Here is a 15,060-nt window from a genome sequence, read left to right as displayed (position 1 = left end):
CAATGAAAGTTTCACTTTATACAAGCACCTTTTCAGAAGCTCCGGGTATGATGGTTAGTAAATAACTGGGCGAAAGGGGAAAAAGTGATGAAACAGGATAAGGAAGCATTTATAAAGAGTGAAGGCGCTGATTTCCCTGGAAAAACCTATGCAAATTGTGTGTTACAGCATGTGTTTCAATTTCAGCGAGATTATTTATTGCAAGAGATGTTTATGATTCATCGTGCTCATATTATCATGCTTATGGAACAAAAATTAATGAAGCAAGAAGATGCAAAAGTTATTTTAATAGCGTTAGAGAAAGTAGCACAAATTCCAAAGAATCAATTATTGTATGAGCAGGAACATGAAGATCTCTTTTTTTTAATTGAACATTTAATTGTAAAAGAAGCGAATGATGATCTGGTAAGTAATATGCATATTGGCAGAAGTCGTAATGATATGGGAGTGACAATGTATCGGATGAGTTTACGTCGCTACCTATTATGTTTTATGGAGCATTTTATCTTATTGCAAGAAAGTATATTGCAACTTGCTGATGACCATATGGAAACAATTATGCCTGCTTATACACATACGCAGCCTGCTCAACCAACAACATTTGGCCATTATATGTTGGCTGTCTATGATGTGATGCAAAGAGATTTAGAGCGAATTTGGAAGACATATGATCTTGTGAATTACTCGCCAATGGGTGCGGCAGCTCTTTCTACAACAAGTTTCCCCATTAACAGACAGAGAGTTGCTCAATTACTTGGGTTTTCAAATGTTATTGAGAATTCATATGATGCGGTTGCAGGTGCTGATTATTTATTGGAAGCCAGTTCCGTACTTATGATGACAATGACGAATACGAGTAGATGGCTCCACGATTTCTTACTACTAGCAACAAAAGAATATAATGGGATTACTGTTGCAACCCCATATGTACAAATCAGCAGCATAATGCCACAAAAACGGAACCCTGTTTCAATCGAACATGCTCGTGCTCTCTCTAGCAGTGCATTTGGTGAAGCTTTCACTGTATTTCAAATGATCCATAATACACCGTTTGGAGACATTGTTGATACAGAAGATGATTTGCAGCCTTATTTGTATGAAGGAATTGAAAAAGCGATTCGTGTGTTCTGTATAATGAATGCAGTGATTCGAACAATGAAGGTGGAAGATGAAGTTTTAAGAAACCGCTCGTTTAAACATGCGATTACGATAACGGATTTTGCGGATACCTTAACAAAGAATTACAATATTCCTTTCCGGCGTGCTCATCATGCTGCAAGTGATATTGCAAAAGTGTCTATGGGGCAACAAAAAGAGTTGCATGAATTAAAACTTATAGAAGTAAATAAGTACTTACAAGAAAACTTGCACGTGATACTTTCAGAAAAAGAGTGGGATGATATTATATCGCCGGTAGCATTTGTTGAGAAAAGGAATGTATATGGGGGAACAAGTAAGAAAGAAATGATGCGTATGATTCAAAAGAGGAGAGAGCGTTTTAAGCAAGAAGAAGTTACATTTGAAACGGAAAAACAGCGAATTTCACAAGCTGAACAAGAAGTCATGACGATCCTATTAAATATTATTGAATCGTAAAAGAAGGATTTAGTGAATTACTCGCCAATATTCTATTAAAATATAAATAGAAGGAAGAGAATATTGATGATTCAATTACAGGTGTATGAAGATATTTCTCATTTTAAGAAGGATTTTGTTCCTATTTTAGAAAGGAATGAACAAGAAAATAATTTAATATTAGGGGTATTGCAGTCTGTAGAAAATCCGCTATTTATGGCAGCGGCAAAGCGAAATGAAAACACCATACTTATATTTCTTCAAACTGAGAGAAAACAAATGATTGTTGCTAAATCCGTAGCTTCGAGGGAGGAGGTAAAGGAAATAGCAAAACAATTAGTAACGGTGTATCCCAACATACCTGGATTGATTGGAGAAAAGAGAGTAGTGACACAATTAGCGGAAGAGATTGCGCAACTAGAGCAAAAGAAACTTTCTATTCGCATGAATCAAGGGATATATAAGCTGGAAAAAGTAAAGAAGCAATGGAATGAACAGGGTATTTTCCGTCAAGTAAATGATGATGAGCTACCATTTATAGAAGAGTGGGTGCATCAATTTTGTGAAGATGTTCATTTACCTACTACAGCAGAAGATGCGAAACAAACGGCATATGCATTAGTAAGTACAAAGCGATTATTCGGCTTGGAAGTAGATGGAGAGTTGGTTTCGGTAGCTGCCATAACAAGACCGACTAAGAGTAATATTACAGTTAACTTTGTATATACGCCAAAAGAAGCACGAAAGAAAGGGCACGCTTCTAACTGTGTAGCTGCCCTTAGTCAGTACATGTTAGATCAAGGTTATAAAACAACTACATTATATACGGACTTAGCAAATCCAACGTCGAATAAAATTTATCAAGAAGTAGGGTATGAATTCATAATGGAATCTGTCTTACTATTTTTAGAACCGATGTAATAAAAGGCTCACACACAAGCGAGCCTTTTATTATGAAACTATTTTTCATCAATCCGAATGACGCCACCTTGTTCAAAGTTCTTAGTTTCTAATAGATGAACAACAGCTTTAGCCACATACTCAGGAGAAAGTAATTTTCCTTCTTCTTTTAAAGCGATAAATCGATCTAAGTTAGTAAAATCTTCTTTTTCTGTTTGGCGAATTTGCTGCTGCATATTTGTATCCACAACACCTGGTGCAAAGGCAATCGTTTTTACTGGATATTCTTTTTCTGCTTCTTCTGTAGCAACACATTGTGTAAACATGTTCACGCCAGCTTTCGTTGTACAATAAGCTCCCCATCCAAAGTACGGTTTTTGACCAGCTCCTGAAGAAATATTTATAACACGTTTGTCCACTTTCCAATCCTTTGTATGTTTCATAAACGAAGAAGTAAGAATCATTGGTGCAATTAAATTAATTTGTACATTTGCAATTAAAAGTTCACTCTCTGATTTTTCAATCGGTTTCATTGGCGCAAGTGTACCTGCGTTATTAATTAAATGAATAGATGAGACATTCTCTTCTTCAATGGATGAAAAGATAGTTTCAAAATGAGTTTCTAAATGATGTACATCTTGGAGATCGACTGAGTGAAATGTGATAGAAATACCTTTTTGTTTTGCTTTTTCAAGAAGTTTTTCATTTTGTCTTCTAGAAATACAAATAAGTCGTGTATTTTTTTCTAGTAATTGTGTAGCGATAGCCTCGCCCAATCCTTGTGAAGTACCTGTTACAATAACATAACGCATCGTTTGTTGAACTCCTCTCCTTATATATAGATTTTTTTGATTATGCGGTGTGCGTAATCTATTTATATAGTATAGAGGTTTTTTTGGAGAAATGGAGTAATTAGTAACAGATTATAGTTGGAGTTAAGGAGAAAGATAAGCAGCGAGAAATAGTCCTCGCTGCTTCTTCATTTTATTTGATAGAAAGTAATCGCTTGAATAAAATATTGTTTTCAAGATGTACGTGTTGGAATAAATCAGATTCAAAATCTTCTAGACGATTATAAACCATACGATATGTGCGACAAGCATGCTCTGGAGGAGTGAAATCATTTGTAATGCTTCGCAATTCTTTTATAAGATCGCCAGCTCCATCATGCTCTTGTTCTAATTCTTCAAGTCTTTCGATTGCCAAAACTAAATTTTCTTGAGTTGGATTTTGTTCGTATTTTCTGATAAGCGGGAATACAAGTGTTTCTTCTTTGATAATATGTTGTTCAAGTTCTAATTTTAATTCATGAAAAAGTCGGTGCATGGTACTTAAATGCGACTCTGTTTGACCATGTACGCGAAATACTTTTGTTACATACGGACTCAGTTGTGGTAATTCTTCTTGAATATAGCGATGATGTGTTTGGATAATATGATCAATTAGTGTAGAAAAACTAACTTCATTCCAGTTTGTAGATTCATTATTTTTCGATTGATATAAAGTATATTGTTCATTTAATGTTTTTAAAAGTTCATCAGGAGAAATTTCTTTTGTTTGTGTCGCTACTTCAATTGTCTTGTCTCCGCCACAACAAAAGTCGATACGATGTTTTTTAAATAAATCACTTGCTTGTGGAAAAGTGGTAACAATTTCACCTACAATAGATGTTTTTGTAAAAGGTATAGCCATATCAAACACTCCTCTGTTCATTTGTATGTTTTTAGCATAATGTTTTAGAAAAAAGATTGAAGTGATTATAATCACAAATATGGTGAAGAATTCATGAATGTTTTGTACATGTGGGGGGGCTATCCGTTAATGCGGGATAAATTTGGTTGGATTTTCAGTAGCAAATGAAAAAAGCGTTTGAAATGTTCATGTTATAATGACTCAAGGTGGTGAGGAAATGAAACATAAAATGAATTTATATAATGAACCGTTTCAATCTATTCAATGTGGAAAAAAGTGTTTGAAGTACGCTTATATGATAAGAAGCGTCAAAATATACAAATAGAAGATAAAATCGAATTTACAAATGTAACAACAAAAGAAATCATTTGTGTAAAGGTAACGGAATTGAAATGTTATAAAACATTTGAAGAAATATATAAGGATATTGATAAAAAGCTGATGGACTGTGCCAACTGGAGTCTAGAAGAAATGTTAGCAAGTACATATGAAATATATACGAAAGAACAAGAGCAAAAGTGGGGAACCGTTGCAATTGGTATTGAAGTTATAGCATGAGTCGAAATCGTGGCGTGGCTATTATTATACAGGATAATAAAATTGTCCTTATAAAACGTACCCAAAACAATGAAGTATACTTTGTATTTCCAGGTGGAGGAATTGAAGAAAATGAAACACCTGAAGAAGCAACAATACGTGAGGCTTATGAAGAACTAGGCGTGCAGGTTGAAATTCAAAAGCTTGTAACGAAGTATGAGTATAAAGGTACGCAATATTTTTATGAAGCTCGTATAATTGGTGGTGTTTTTGGTACAGGTAAAGGTGAGGAATTTACAAAGGGTGATAGAGGACGATACATTCTAGTTTGGATTCCTATAAAAGGGCTGTTTAATCTAAATATCAAGCCATATGAAGTAGCAGAAATGATCGTTCATTGTTACAAAAATGCGAAGTCTGACGACATACAATAAAAACCATTGACATGGCCTTCTGATTTCAGTATTGTATTCAGGTATGTGTTCAAAATCAGGAGGTTTTTTATGAGTAATCAAACTACGCATCATGTAAAAATGACAACAGCGGATCCATCTGGAATTGGTCTATTTGGATTAGCAATGGTAACACTTGTAGCATCATCACAAAAATTAGGATTAACTGACGGTGTTTCATTTGTATTACCATGGGCAATCTTTTTAGGAGGATTTGCACAACTCTTTGCATGTATTCACGATGCGAAGCATAACAATACGTTCGGTACAACTGCATTTGGTGCGTATGGCCTATTTTGGTTAGGTGTTGGAACGTCTTGGTTAATTCAACTTGGAGTATTTGGCGAGAAATTAGCCCAATCTGTAGATCCAAAGCAGCTTGGTGTAGCCTTTATTGGGTATTTAATCTTTACGATTTTCATGACAATTGGCGCAATGGAAACACATAAAGTATTATTTATGATTTTTGTACTTATTGATTTCTTATTTATTGGTCTTTCATTTAGTACTTTAGGTGTTATGCCACATGCTATGCATAATTTAGCAGCGTATTCTGAACTATGTATTTCATTACTATCTTTCTATGGTTCAGCAGCTGCTGTATTAAATACACATTTCGGAAAAGTTGTATTACCAGTAGGAAAACCATTTGGTATTTTTAAAAAATAAGAATGGAAAACACGAATGACAAGAATGGTCATTCGTGTTTTTTTATAGGTTGTTTTCTAAAAGATTGTTGTTTTTAAACATGAAATTTATTAATGGTAAGGAAAAAATACAATTGAAATTGATTCTCATTATTAATATAATGAGAATAAGAATCAATCGCGAAAGGGGATGTTGACATGGCGAAAATTTTAATAGCTTATGCAAGTATGTCAGGAAATACAGAAAGTATCGCTGATTTAATTAAAGTGAGTTTGGATGCATTTAATCATGAAGTGGAATTAAAGGAAATGGAAGGAATGGATGCAGAAGAACTATTAGAATATGATGGTATCATTTTGGGATCATATACGTGGGGAGACGGAGAGCTACCATTTGAAGCAGAAGATTTTCATGATGATTTAGAAAGTATAGATTTAGCTGGAAAAAAAGTTGCTGTATTTGGATCTGGTGATACGGCTTATGAGCAGTTTTGTGAAGCTGTAACAATTTTTGAGGAACGTCTTGTAGAATGTGGGGCAGAGCTTGTACAAGAAGGATTGAAAATTGAGTTAGCTCCAGAAGAGGAAGAAGATATCGAGAAATGCAGTAACTTTGCAATCGCTTTTGCTGAAAAGATCTAGGAATGGGAGTGTCATCGTGGAAACAATGTTAAGTGCAACTGCCGTAACGAAATTAGAAGATGGGAAACTCATGTTAGCCACTACATATGATGGATTATTCATTGAACAAGATGGGAAATGGAAACGGATTTTAACCGGGTTTCAAAAAAGGATTCGGGATTTACAGAGTAGTGGTAATGTAATTTATGGTGTAGGCGACGAAGGGTTTTTTATTCGTAGTATGGATTGTGGTGACAACTGGACGATTCAACGTTTTCCAACAAAGGCAACAAGTTGGAATGTATGTAATAATGAGAGTGGGACAGTTATTGCACATGGAGATAAAACTTTATATCTTTCTAATAACTTCGGTGCTACTTGGGAAACCATTCATCCATTTCTTTGTTATGGTAGTGGTGCACCATCAATTCGTTCGTTATTTTTATACAAACACTATTTATTTATTGGTACAAAAATTCATGCGAAGTATGGTGGTGTTTGGCTTTTTGACTTGCAAAAGCGTAAGTTAAAAAGAATTAAAATAGCAACGAACCAAATGATTTCTGCGTTGACGTTACATAATTCCTACTTAGTAGTAGCGAGTGGATCTTGCAGAGGAATAAGTGGGAATATTTCTTTTTGTATGATAGATGAGATTATCAAAAAGAAAAAATTAAATTGGCATACATGTCAAAGTGAACAAAAAGCAAGTAGCTATTTAGATTTGAGTGTTGATCAACAAGTATTATATACAACATCTACACAGAATAAAGCTGGAATTAGTACAGTATGTCGTGTGCTCCTAGATGAAGGCACGGTAACGGTATGTGGATCTATTAAAGGTCACGGATGGCGCATTGTTAATCAGGATGAAGGCTATGTTGTAGCTGGGTCAGGAGAATCAAAAGTGATGCAGTGGCAAAAAAAAATTGTGTAAAATGTGTAAAAAATAAAATTCAGCTTTACTTTTATTATATTGATATGATATAGTGATTATAAACCATTTTACTTTTAATAATATAGAGATTTAAATGAGCTGTAACTTCAAAGGAGGATAGCAATGTTAAATCTCCTTTGCGGTTGCAGTTTTTTAATGTCTTTATTATTGTTGTAAAGTGGTCGAAAATGAATATGTACATATAGGTACATTGTAGGAGGATTTTTTCATGCAAAACGGTAAAGTAAAATGGTTTAACTCAGAAAAAGGTTTCGGTTTCATCGAAGTTGAAGGCGGAGAAGACGTATTCGTTCATTTCTCAGCTATCCAAGGCGACGGCTTCAAAACTTTAGAAGAAGGTCAAGAAGTTACTTTCGAAGTAGAACAAGGTAACCGTGGACCACAAGCTACTAACGTAGTTAAGAAGTAATTGAATGAAAAGGAGAAGGGCTTGCCCTTCTCCTTTTTTTTGTTTTTTATCGGACTTGATTCATTATACTCTTTAATATATATGTTACTCGCGCTATTCGTGAGTGATAATATTTTTACTTCAAAATTTTGAAAAGGAGAAGGGAATAGTTGGAAGATGAAGAAAAACACTGATTAAAGTTTTATGTGAAAAATCCGAGTATTTTTTTATCTTGATATTCAAATGATAGTACATAATCTTTTTTAGAAATTTTGTTTTGTGCATTTGTACAGTGGGGATTATATAGTTAAAAAATATAATGAAACAAGAAAGAGGTATGTGACTTGAATGAACCTAAATATTATATTGTATTTGATGTTGAAAGAAATTTTGGACCTTATAAATCGCAAAATCCATTGGAAGTTGTTGATATTGGAGCAATCAAAGTAGAAGCAAGTACAATGCGTATTATAGGACGATTTGCTTCACTTGTTAAACCAACCGCACCTCTAACCCGCCATACAACAAAATTAACAGGTATTACAAAGCAAGATTTAAAAGAGGTAGAAATGTTTCCGAAGGTAATGGAGCGATTCCTTCAATTTGCTGGAGATGATTATATGTTTATAACATGGGGAAAGGAAGACTATAAATTTCTTGCGCAAGATTGTAAGTTACATCATATAGAATGCCCTAATATAGAGAATGAAAGAAAATTTGATTTGCAAAAATTTGTATTTCACGCATATGAGCAATTGTTTATACATACACCAAGTTTGAAATCCGCGGTGGAACAATTTTCTTTAGAATGGGAAGGGAAACAGCACCGTGCTTATGCAGACGCTAAGAATACTGTAAATATCTTTCTTAAAGTATCGAGGGAAAAGGATATTTATAAACGGTATAAAAGAAATGAAGAGCTCGTACTTACAAAGAACGGTGTGTTAACTGAAAAAGCAAAAAAGAAAATGAAGAGATGGGTATTTAAAGAATTAAAGAAAAAAGAACACACCCCATTTACTTGGGATGATTTTCAACATAGCAAGACATGGGAGAATATAGTAGAACGATATTATATTCATGATGATACGATCGTGCTTTTACAAAATTACTTTACTATGGCTGTAAAGAAAGGTGAGCAGCAGTTGTGCGTATTAGAAGAGATAAATAACAAAAAAAATGACGCATAGCCAAAAGTTAAAAGTGTTCGTGTAAATAAATATAAAAGATTTATTTTTTTACATGTTGGTCCATTTTAAATACGGATATGATGTATAACTAAGGTGTAGGAATGTGAGTGAAAATAAAAGAGCGCTACAGATTAGCGCTCAATAAAAACCAGGACATGGACGTCTTTAAACATTATTAAATTGAATGAGAGAACATAACTGTTTTTTGTGAGTAGGACTGTAACTTTTAGTGATTGATTTAATATTCATGTGGATTTGAAGCTTTTTTCTCAATCCGCTCAATCACATCCTGCAGCTCGTCCGGCTTCAAAAACTCAATAGGAGAGAATCCTTTCTCAAACGTAAGTGTATCCGCCTCAATCATCAGTACATATCGATCATTTACCTTCGCAATATGAATCTGGTCTCCGAAATCGGCAAGTAGTGCCTTCACAGAAATATGATCTGCTTTTACTTTCAGCTCAACCTCAGGAGCATGCTCCACAATTTGTGCGGTTGCTTCCATTACTTCTTCAGTTGAAAATTGCTCCATGATTTCACGCTTCGGACTTGCTGCCCATACTTCCATCGCTTGGTCGAATTGTTCACGTTCTTCTGTACCTTCTTCGAAGACATCTTCAATTTGGTCGTATACCATGTCCATAACTTGTGTTTTCATAATTTCAGGCATAGAGCGTTCGTACTCAACGAATTTTAAGAAATCTTCGAAGTAACGAGCGTGTGATGCTTGGTGTATTTTTAGTTCGCCTACTTCGACAATTCCCTCTTCCGGCATGTATGGGTATTGGATAGATTTCATATTCTTTGTCGTAATGGCCATTTCAACGTTGCGAATCAGTGTTGCTTCGTCAGAAATAGAAGCAACTTTTGGCTCAAAGTCACACTTCATGACGAATACGAATGGATCGTCAAAGTATTTACGTAGTTTTGCTTGAACAACTAAAAATACACCGCCTCGTACGGCACTCGTATCGATATATGTATAAACGAGAGGTTCGCTCATATCTTTGAAATTTTCTTTTGTTTCCGCAAAGCGAATGCGGTTGAACAAATTATAATGAGGATTTGAATCGAATTCGTGTCCAGTTTCTACAATAAATCGTCCAATCTTTGTTGGGGCTTGTTCGGTTTTTGCGTGACGTTCTACTTTTCGCTTAGAGATTTTTAATAATTCGCCATCTAAGAATTCTTTTAAAGGGCTGTCTTCGTATTCTTCAGCATCTAACGTTTGGAAATGTTTATATCGCTTATCTGCTTGTTCGCCTTTTCCTTCTACTTGTACAACATAGAAGGAGAGAAAATTTATTTCAAAATCCATATTTATCACCTTGTTTCATTTCATTGACTCTTATCAGTATAGAGATGGAGAAAACTTTCGTCAATTTAATAAAGTAAAACGAATATTGGAGATTTACTATCTGCTAATTGAGAATATAGGAAGGGAGAGTCCCTTCCTTATATAGTTCTTTATTTTACTAATTAAAATCCATCCTCAATTGCTGAAAATGGAATGTTGAGTCGATTTTCTACAGTACGTAAACGCTGATTTAATCGATTGAGTCTACGTGTATGACGTTCTACTGTGTTTTGAAGTTGATTTACTTGACGGTTTAATTGATTTACTCTTTGTTCTAGCTCATTTACTCGTCTTTCTAGTTGACGGCCACCACCACCAGGGAATGAAATTGGAATTTGAAATTGTCTGTTTGGGTCATATGGATCGAATTGTTCTGTTTGTTCTATATATGGTTGGTGTTGCGGGTGTACATCATATTGTTGTTGGTGTACATAAGGAGTGTATGGATCATATGAATTGTAGGGATACATAAACATCCTCCGTTCTTTAAATTTGGTTGAATTCATCATAATGTATGTGTAAGAGCGGATGGGTGGCACGGCAAATACCTATTTTGAATAGAGTACTTCATCGAACGTATGGAAGAGAATTTGTGAAGTGTTTTTTATGAATTATATTCGTTTATAAAAAATTCCAAAATTATTAATGTATTAAAATTGTTTTCAGATTATTGCTTGGTATATACTGGTTAAATAAGAGAAAGATTACATTTTTAACAAACTTAAATTTTTTAAGTAAATATGTGTAGACATTTCTCAAAGAAAAGAGTAATTTTAATATAGTAGAAATCATATTGTAATATTTTGTAGTCATATTGCAAAGTTTAGTAATTATACATACATAAATTTAAAAACAAAGAGTAATAGTATAGGGCAAAGGAGAGAGTGTATTGTTACGTAAAGTACAAAGTGTAGTAATAGGGGCACTATGCGTAGGTGTAGTGAGTGGGTGTGGTACAAAAGTAAGTGAAGTTTCATTAGTAAGCGGCATAGGAGAGCATGTTGTAGAAGCTAAGACTGGCGTCAGTGATAGTGTAAGTTTAGTTGATGCAAGAAGTGGGAAAGAAGTGAAAAATGTCAATCTAGCAAGCTTAGGCTATTTTGAAGATGAAAATAAATTTAAAAAAGAAGTAACGAAGGTTGCTAAAGAAGTAGGAAAAAGTATCGATCAAAAGATGGTTCCTTCGCGCATGGCAAGCGATGGAACATGGCAAGAAGGTAAGCCTTCTTATGAGCTAATAGAAAAAGATCTAGTAGATAAATTAATGAATGTAGGAATGTGGGATTCTTCATATCAATTGCCGATTGTTGAGAAAAAACCTGTAGCGACATCAGCTGATGCAAGTGGAAGTGGTGCAGTTTTAGGAAGATATGAAACAAACTTAGGTGGTTCTACAGGTGGTAGAATTGAAAATATCCGTTTGTCTGCGAACAGCATTAGTGGTGTAGTACTAGGTAAAGGAGATCGTTTCTCTTTTAATGCATTAATCGGAGATACAACACCAGATAAAGGGTATCAACTAGGGAAAGAAATTGTTGATGGGAAATTAGTAGATGGTTATGGTGGTGGAGTATGTCAAACATCGTCTACTCTTTATAATGCAGCTGATCAAGCAGGTTTAAAAATGGTAGAAAGAACAACGCACTCCAAAACAGTAGGATACGTTCCGAAAGGACGAGATGCTACAATTGCATATCCATATTTAGATTTAGTATTTGAGAATACAAATGATGTGCCTGTGAAGCTTTATATGAGCGTAGAAGGTGGAAAGCTTGTTGCAGAGGTACGTGCAGCAAGATAAGAGTAGTGTTACTGCTCGTAAAAGCCTGATTGCTTCAACTAGCTATTAGTGGTAGTAGGAAAACGATTGCTAATAGTAGTTTCACGTTATTATTGTTTAAGCCATTCTTTCTAGTATTTTTCTAGAAGGGATGGCTTTTTGTATACACATAAATCAGTAATGGGAATTTTCATGTTTGTAGTTGCTTTGATGAAATTAAAAAGAAGTCCTTCCTTATGCTAAAGGAAAGCTGTCTTTTTAAATACGCTCAAAATCACATAAAGAAGAACACTGTGTAGGTTACAATATAAATGTAAGGATTAGCACAAATTATCAAAAAAATATCTTGTTGAAATTATAAAATAAAGAAGTGAAAATGAAGATCTACATATCCATTAAAGAATAACTTAAGGAGAGAATAACATGAATCTAGAAATGGTTTTTGGAGCTTTTCCAGTATTAGAATCCGCGAATCTAGTTTTAAGAAAAATTGAAGAGGAACACTTACAGGAAGTATTTACAATCTACGACAACGAAAATGTATTTGCATATTGTGGGATCATTCCTAAGCATAACATACAAACGGTAAGTAAAATGATCGGTCATTTTGATAGGGATTACCATAAAAAAAGTAAAGTTAAGTGGGGAATCTTTCAGAAGAATCGAATTAATAAATTGGTAGGAATTATAGAATCTATGGACTTTAACCAAAAAGTAAACATGGTATCTATCGGTTACTTTTTGGCAGAGGACTATTGGGGAAAGGGGATTGCAACTGAATCTGTTCGTATGCTAATAAAATTTTTATTTGAAGAAGTAAATGTAAACAGAATTCAAGCAGAGGTTATGCCTGCAAACGAGGTTTCAAAAAAGGTCCTCTTAGCAAACGGTTTTAAAAAAGAAGGATTGTTAAGACAAGCTTCATTATGGTCTGGGAAAGGAGTTGTTGATTTAGAGATATATGGTATTCTGAAAGGGGAATACACAAATAATTAAATTTTCTAACTCCTTTTCTTTTATAATTTTTTTTACATTCCATATGTAATATCAATTATGGTATTACCCTATATTTTCCTAAAATTTAGAAATCGAAAAAATTAGCTATTCTTCGTTATGGGGAAATTTCTTTTTCTTAGCCTGATCACGATAGACACTTCAAAATAGTAACTTGATGGGCATGTGGTGCTGCCCGAAGGAGGAGGGAACTGTGCAATTCATTTTGGAAACGGTAGCAATTGCTGGAATCATATTTATCATTTTTGTTTTAGGATTTAGTAAAACGTTAAAAGATGTCAATAGAAGGAAGAAGAATAAAGAAGATAAATGAATCGTATTGTAAAATGATATAGAAAAAGGTGCTTATGTATAGAGAGCACCTTTTTCTATGGAGATTAAGCTTTTGTATAATTTAAATCCCAAATAACACCGAAGCAATCTTTCACTTTCGCAAATTTTGCGCCCCAGAATGTATCTTGTAATTCCACAAGTACAGTTCCTTTTTCGATTAATGTATCGTAAATTTTTTGAATCTCATCTTCACTATCTAATTCAAGAGCTAATGAAATATGATTTCCAACTTCAACGGATTGACCTAAAAATGCATCAGATACCATGAAAAATAAACCATCTTTCTTGAAACGAGCGTGCATAATGCGATTATCCATTTCTGGTGGCGTTGGAAATTCAGCATCACCGAAAGTTTGGATTCCTTGAATTTCTCCTTCAAATACCGATTTATAGTATTCAAGTGCTTCTTTTGCATTGCCGTTGAATGTTAAGTATGGAGTAATTTGTTGCTTCATTTGTAACGCTCCTTTAATGTTTTATTATGTTACTTAAGTAACAATCTATTTACTATATTCAGACTCAGCAATCGTTTTAACACGATTAACAAAGTCAACTACAACTTGATTTGTAGCAGATTTCATATATAACTCAGCTTGCTCAGTTAATGGTTGATTTGTAGTGGTATATTTAAATAATGTTTGCATTTCATCTATTTGTCTTAATTCATATGTAGCAGTAATATTAAACATATTAGCAAGAGTAAATCCGCATTTCAATTTTTTTTGTGTGGTTGTATTTATATAATCAAGTGTTTCTACATCATATTCCTGGATTTCTTCGCCTTCTTTATACTTTTGGCGATAAACATTCCCGATAATTGCGTCTGTTTCTTTGAGAGGTGTATTCTCTATCACCTGAGGCATTAATTTTTGCATCTGAGCTAATGAACCATCTAAATAAGAGAATAGGTGTTCAATGGGCGTGTGAATGATAATTTCTTCTGTCCAACTTTTCATTACAGTTCCCCTTTCTATTTTGAATTAATTTCATAATACAAACAAATGTTCGTTTCGTCAAGTTATTTATAGAATTTTATGTTTATTTATGATTTAGGATAAATCTCTATTCATGCATATAACATGATTCAAATTTCTTGGCGTTCCCGTGCTCAATGGGGGGAAGATCCAGGCGGAAGCACACCATTAAACTTAAAAGAACTAGCAACGCTCGTTGACTATAATTTTTATGGATTACCAGCAGAAAGGGTAGTTGGGCATGTGCATTTACGAATAGCGGATGTAAAAATTCACATGAATTTTATGTGGGAACGATTGGTTTCGAAGTACAGCAACGTGAAGAGGATTGTCTTTTCATCTCAGCGGGCGGGTATCATCACCACATTGGTGCTAATACGTGGAATGGAATAAAAAATCCACATCCTCCAACTCGTGCAACGAGATTAAAAGTATACACAATTGTATTGCCACATAAAGAGGCATTGGATGAAGTGAAAGAGAGATTAGTAGGGAAAAATCATGAATTAACAGGGAAAGTGAATGGGTTTACAGTGGTGGATCCAAGTGGAATTACGGTGCAGTTTGAAGCAGAGGTAGAGTAATATAAATAAGGAGGAGAGCGGACAGTGAGCTTTTCTCCTTATTTTTGATATGTAATCT

Annotated in this window: 16 protein-coding genes and 2 pseudogenes; 12 read left to right on the top strand and 6 right to left on the bottom strand. The window is 34.3% G+C overall.

The window, feature by feature from the left end; all coding sequences use genetic code 11:
• Positions 1–87 precede the first annotated feature (87 nt).
• Together argH and AAIE21_RS00245 are read left to right on the top strand one after the other, a co-directional pair.
• Positions 88–1,596 (top strand): argininosuccinate lyase, encoded by a 1,509-nt coding sequence (gene argH, locus AAIE21_RS00250; protein ID WP_343264940.1) that lies wholly within the window; start codon positions 88–90, stop codon positions 1,594–1,596.
• Between the two features lie 66 nt (positions 1,597–1,662).
• The gene (locus AAIE21_RS00245; RefSeq protein ID WP_343264938.1) at positions 1,663–2,496 is read left to right on the top strand and encodes a GNAT family N-acetyltransferase; all 834 of its coding nucleotides are present in this window, start codon (positions 1,663–1,665) and stop codon (positions 2,494–2,496) included.
• Between the two features lie 38 nt (positions 2,497–2,534).
• Here the strand turns inward: AAIE21_RS00245 and AAIE21_RS00240 are convergent, their stop codons facing one another.
• The gene (locus AAIE21_RS00240) at positions 2,535–3,287 is read right to left on the bottom strand and encodes a (S)-benzoin forming benzil reductase (RefSeq protein WP_343264936.1); all 753 of its coding nucleotides are present in this window, start codon (positions 3,285–3,287) and stop codon (positions 2,535–2,537) included.
• 172 nt (positions 3,288–3,459) lie between these two features.
• Entirely contained in the window at positions 3,460–4,167 is a 708-nt protein-coding gene (gene ric, locus AAIE21_RS00235) for an iron-sulfur cluster repair di-iron protein (RefSeq protein ID WP_343264935.1), read from the bottom strand.
• A 217-nt stretch (positions 4,168–4,384) separates the two neighbouring features.
• Between ric and AAIE21_RS00230 the strand changes: the two are divergent.
• From AAIE21_RS00230 to AAIE21_RS00200, 7 genes and pseudogenes are all read left to right on the top strand, one after another.
• Positions 4,385–4,725 (top strand): annotated as a pseudogene (locus tag AAIE21_RS00230) (ASCH domain-containing protein).
• Positions 4,722–5,138 carry an NUDIX hydrolase gene (locus AAIE21_RS00225; protein ID WP_343264934.1) on the top strand — a complete coding sequence of 139 codons (417 nt, stop codon included), beginning with the start codon at positions 4,722–4,724 and terminating at the stop codon, positions 5,136–5,138. Before AAIE21_RS00230 ends, AAIE21_RS00225 begins: the two are co-directional and overlap by 4 nt.
• 69 nt (positions 5,139–5,207) lie before the next feature.
• Complete coding sequence (locus AAIE21_RS00220; protein ID WP_033677826.1) at positions 5,208–5,825, top strand: acetate uptake transporter; 618 nt, start codon at positions 5,208–5,210, stop codon at positions 5,823–5,825.
• A 176-nt stretch (positions 5,826–6,001) separates the two neighbouring features.
• Positions 6,002–6,445 (top strand): flavodoxin, encoded by a 444-nt coding sequence (locus AAIE21_RS00215; protein WP_343264933.1) that lies wholly within the window; start codon positions 6,002–6,004, stop codon positions 6,443–6,445.
• Positions 6,446–6,461: 16 nt separating this feature from the next.
• A complete protein-coding gene (locus tag AAIE21_RS00210; protein ID WP_343264932.1) occupies positions 6,462–7,361 on the top strand; it encodes a WD40/YVTN/BNR-like repeat-containing protein in 900 nt (299 codons plus the stop codon).
• Between the two features lie 229 nt (positions 7,362–7,590).
• Complete coding sequence (cspB, locus tag AAIE21_RS00205) at positions 7,591–7,791, top strand: cold shock-like protein CspB (RefSeq protein WP_001179149.1); 201 nt, start codon at positions 7,591–7,593, stop codon at positions 7,789–7,791.
• Between the two features lie 323 nt (positions 7,792–8,114).
• Positions 8,115–8,960 carry an exonuclease gene (locus tag AAIE21_RS00200; protein WP_343264931.1) on the top strand — a complete coding sequence of 282 codons (846 nt, stop codon included), beginning with the start codon at positions 8,115–8,117 and terminating at the stop codon, positions 8,958–8,960.
• A gap of 238 nt (positions 8,961–9,198) precedes the next feature.
• Here AAIE21_RS00200 and AAIE21_RS00195 read toward each other — a convergent pair whose 3' ends face one another.
• The gene (locus AAIE21_RS00195) at positions 9,199–10,278 is read right to left on the bottom strand and encodes a DUF3900 domain-containing protein (RefSeq protein ID WP_343264930.1); all 1,080 of its coding nucleotides are present in this window, start codon (positions 10,276–10,278) and stop codon (positions 9,199–9,201) included.
• Positions 10,279–10,439: 161 nt separating this feature from the next.
• Complete coding sequence (locus tag AAIE21_RS00190; protein WP_343264929.1) at positions 10,440–10,787, bottom strand: hypothetical protein; 348 nt, start codon at positions 10,785–10,787, stop codon at positions 10,440–10,442.
• Positions 10,788–11,206: 419 nt separating this feature from the next.
• On the opposite strand from AAIE21_RS00190, the gene AAIE21_RS00185 reads away from it, so the two are divergent.
• Positions 11,207–12,118, top strand: a complete 912-nt coding sequence (locus tag AAIE21_RS00185; protein WP_343264928.1) for a VanW family protein — start codon at positions 11,207–11,209, stop codon at positions 12,116–12,118.
• A gap of 402 nt (positions 12,119–12,520) precedes the next feature.
• Complete coding sequence (locus tag AAIE21_RS00180) at positions 12,521–13,093, top strand: GNAT family N-acetyltransferase (RefSeq protein WP_343264927.1); 573 nt, start codon at positions 12,521–12,523, stop codon at positions 13,091–13,093.
• 395 nt (positions 13,094–13,488) lie between these two features.
• Here AAIE21_RS00180 and AAIE21_RS00175 read toward each other — a convergent pair whose 3' ends face one another.
• Positions 13,489–13,899: a VOC family protein gene (locus AAIE21_RS00175; RefSeq protein WP_343264926.1), complete on the bottom strand. Its 411-nt coding sequence runs from the start codon at positions 13,897–13,899 to the stop codon at positions 13,489–13,491.
• A gap of 45 nt (positions 13,900–13,944) precedes the next feature.
• Positions 13,945–14,400: an SRPBCC family protein gene (locus AAIE21_RS00170; RefSeq protein ID WP_343264925.1), complete on the bottom strand. Its 456-nt coding sequence runs from the start codon at positions 14,398–14,400 to the stop codon at positions 13,945–13,947.
• Between the two features lie 141 nt (positions 14,401–14,541).
• Here AAIE21_RS00170 and AAIE21_RS00165 point away from each other — a divergent pair.
• Positions 14,542–15,002: pseudogene (locus AAIE21_RS00165) on the top strand (VOC family protein); the annotation flags it as partial.
• Positions 15,003–15,060: the final 58 nt, after the last annotated feature.

It is taken from the genome of Paenibacillus sp. 102 (assembly GCF_039549175.1).
Lineage (GTDB): Bacteria > Bacillota > Bacilli > Bacillales > Bacillaceae_G > Bacillus_A.
Note: the sequence above shows the minus strand (reverse complement) of the source record. Positions and strands in the feature narration are given on the sequence as shown.

Bases quoted from the DNA above. Each gene is read 5' to 3' on its own strand.
- argH (WP_343264940.1), top strand. From the start codon at position 88: ATGAAACAGGATAAGGAAGCATTTATAAAGAGTGAAGGCGCTGATTTC.
- AAIE21_RS00245 (WP_343264938.1), top strand. From the start codon at position 1,663: ATGATTCAATTACAGGTGTATGAAGATATTTCTCATTTTAAGAAGGAT.
- AAIE21_RS00240 (WP_343264936.1), bottom strand. From the start codon at position 3,287: ATGCGTTATGTTATTGTAACAGGTACTTCACAAGGATTGGGCGAGGCT.
- ric (WP_343264935.1), bottom strand. From the start codon at position 4,167: ATGGCTATACCTTTTACAAAAACATCTATTGTAGGTGAAATTGTTACC.
- AAIE21_RS00225 (WP_343264934.1), top strand. From the start codon at position 4,722: ATGAGTCGAAATCGTGGCGTGGCTATTATTATACAGGATAATAAAATT.
- AAIE21_RS00220 (WP_033677826.1), top strand. From the start codon at position 5,208: ATGAGTAATCAAACTACGCATCATGTAAAAATGACAACAGCGGATCCA.
- AAIE21_RS00215 (WP_343264933.1), top strand. From the start codon at position 6,002: ATGGCGAAAATTTTAATAGCTTATGCAAGTATGTCAGGAAATACAGAA.
- cspB (WP_001179149.1), top strand. From the start codon at position 7,591: ATGCAAAACGGTAAAGTAAAATGGTTTAACTCAGAAAAAGGTTTCGGT.
- AAIE21_RS00195 (WP_343264930.1), bottom strand. From the start codon at position 10,278: ATGGATTTTGAAATAAATTTTCTCTCCTTCTATGTTGTACAAGTAGAA.
- AAIE21_RS00190 (WP_343264929.1), bottom strand. From the start codon at position 10,787: ATGTATCCCTACAATTCATATGATCCATACACTCCTTATGTACACCAA.
- AAIE21_RS00180 (WP_343264927.1), top strand. From the start codon at position 12,521: ATGAATCTAGAAATGGTTTTTGGAGCTTTTCCAGTATTAGAATCCGCG.
- AAIE21_RS00175 (WP_343264926.1), bottom strand. From the start codon at position 13,899: ATGAAGCAACAAATTACTCCATACTTAACATTCAACGGCAATGCAAAA.
- AAIE21_RS00170 (WP_343264925.1), bottom strand. From the start codon at position 14,400: ATGAAAAGTTGGACAGAAGAAATTATCATTCACACGCCCATTGAACAC.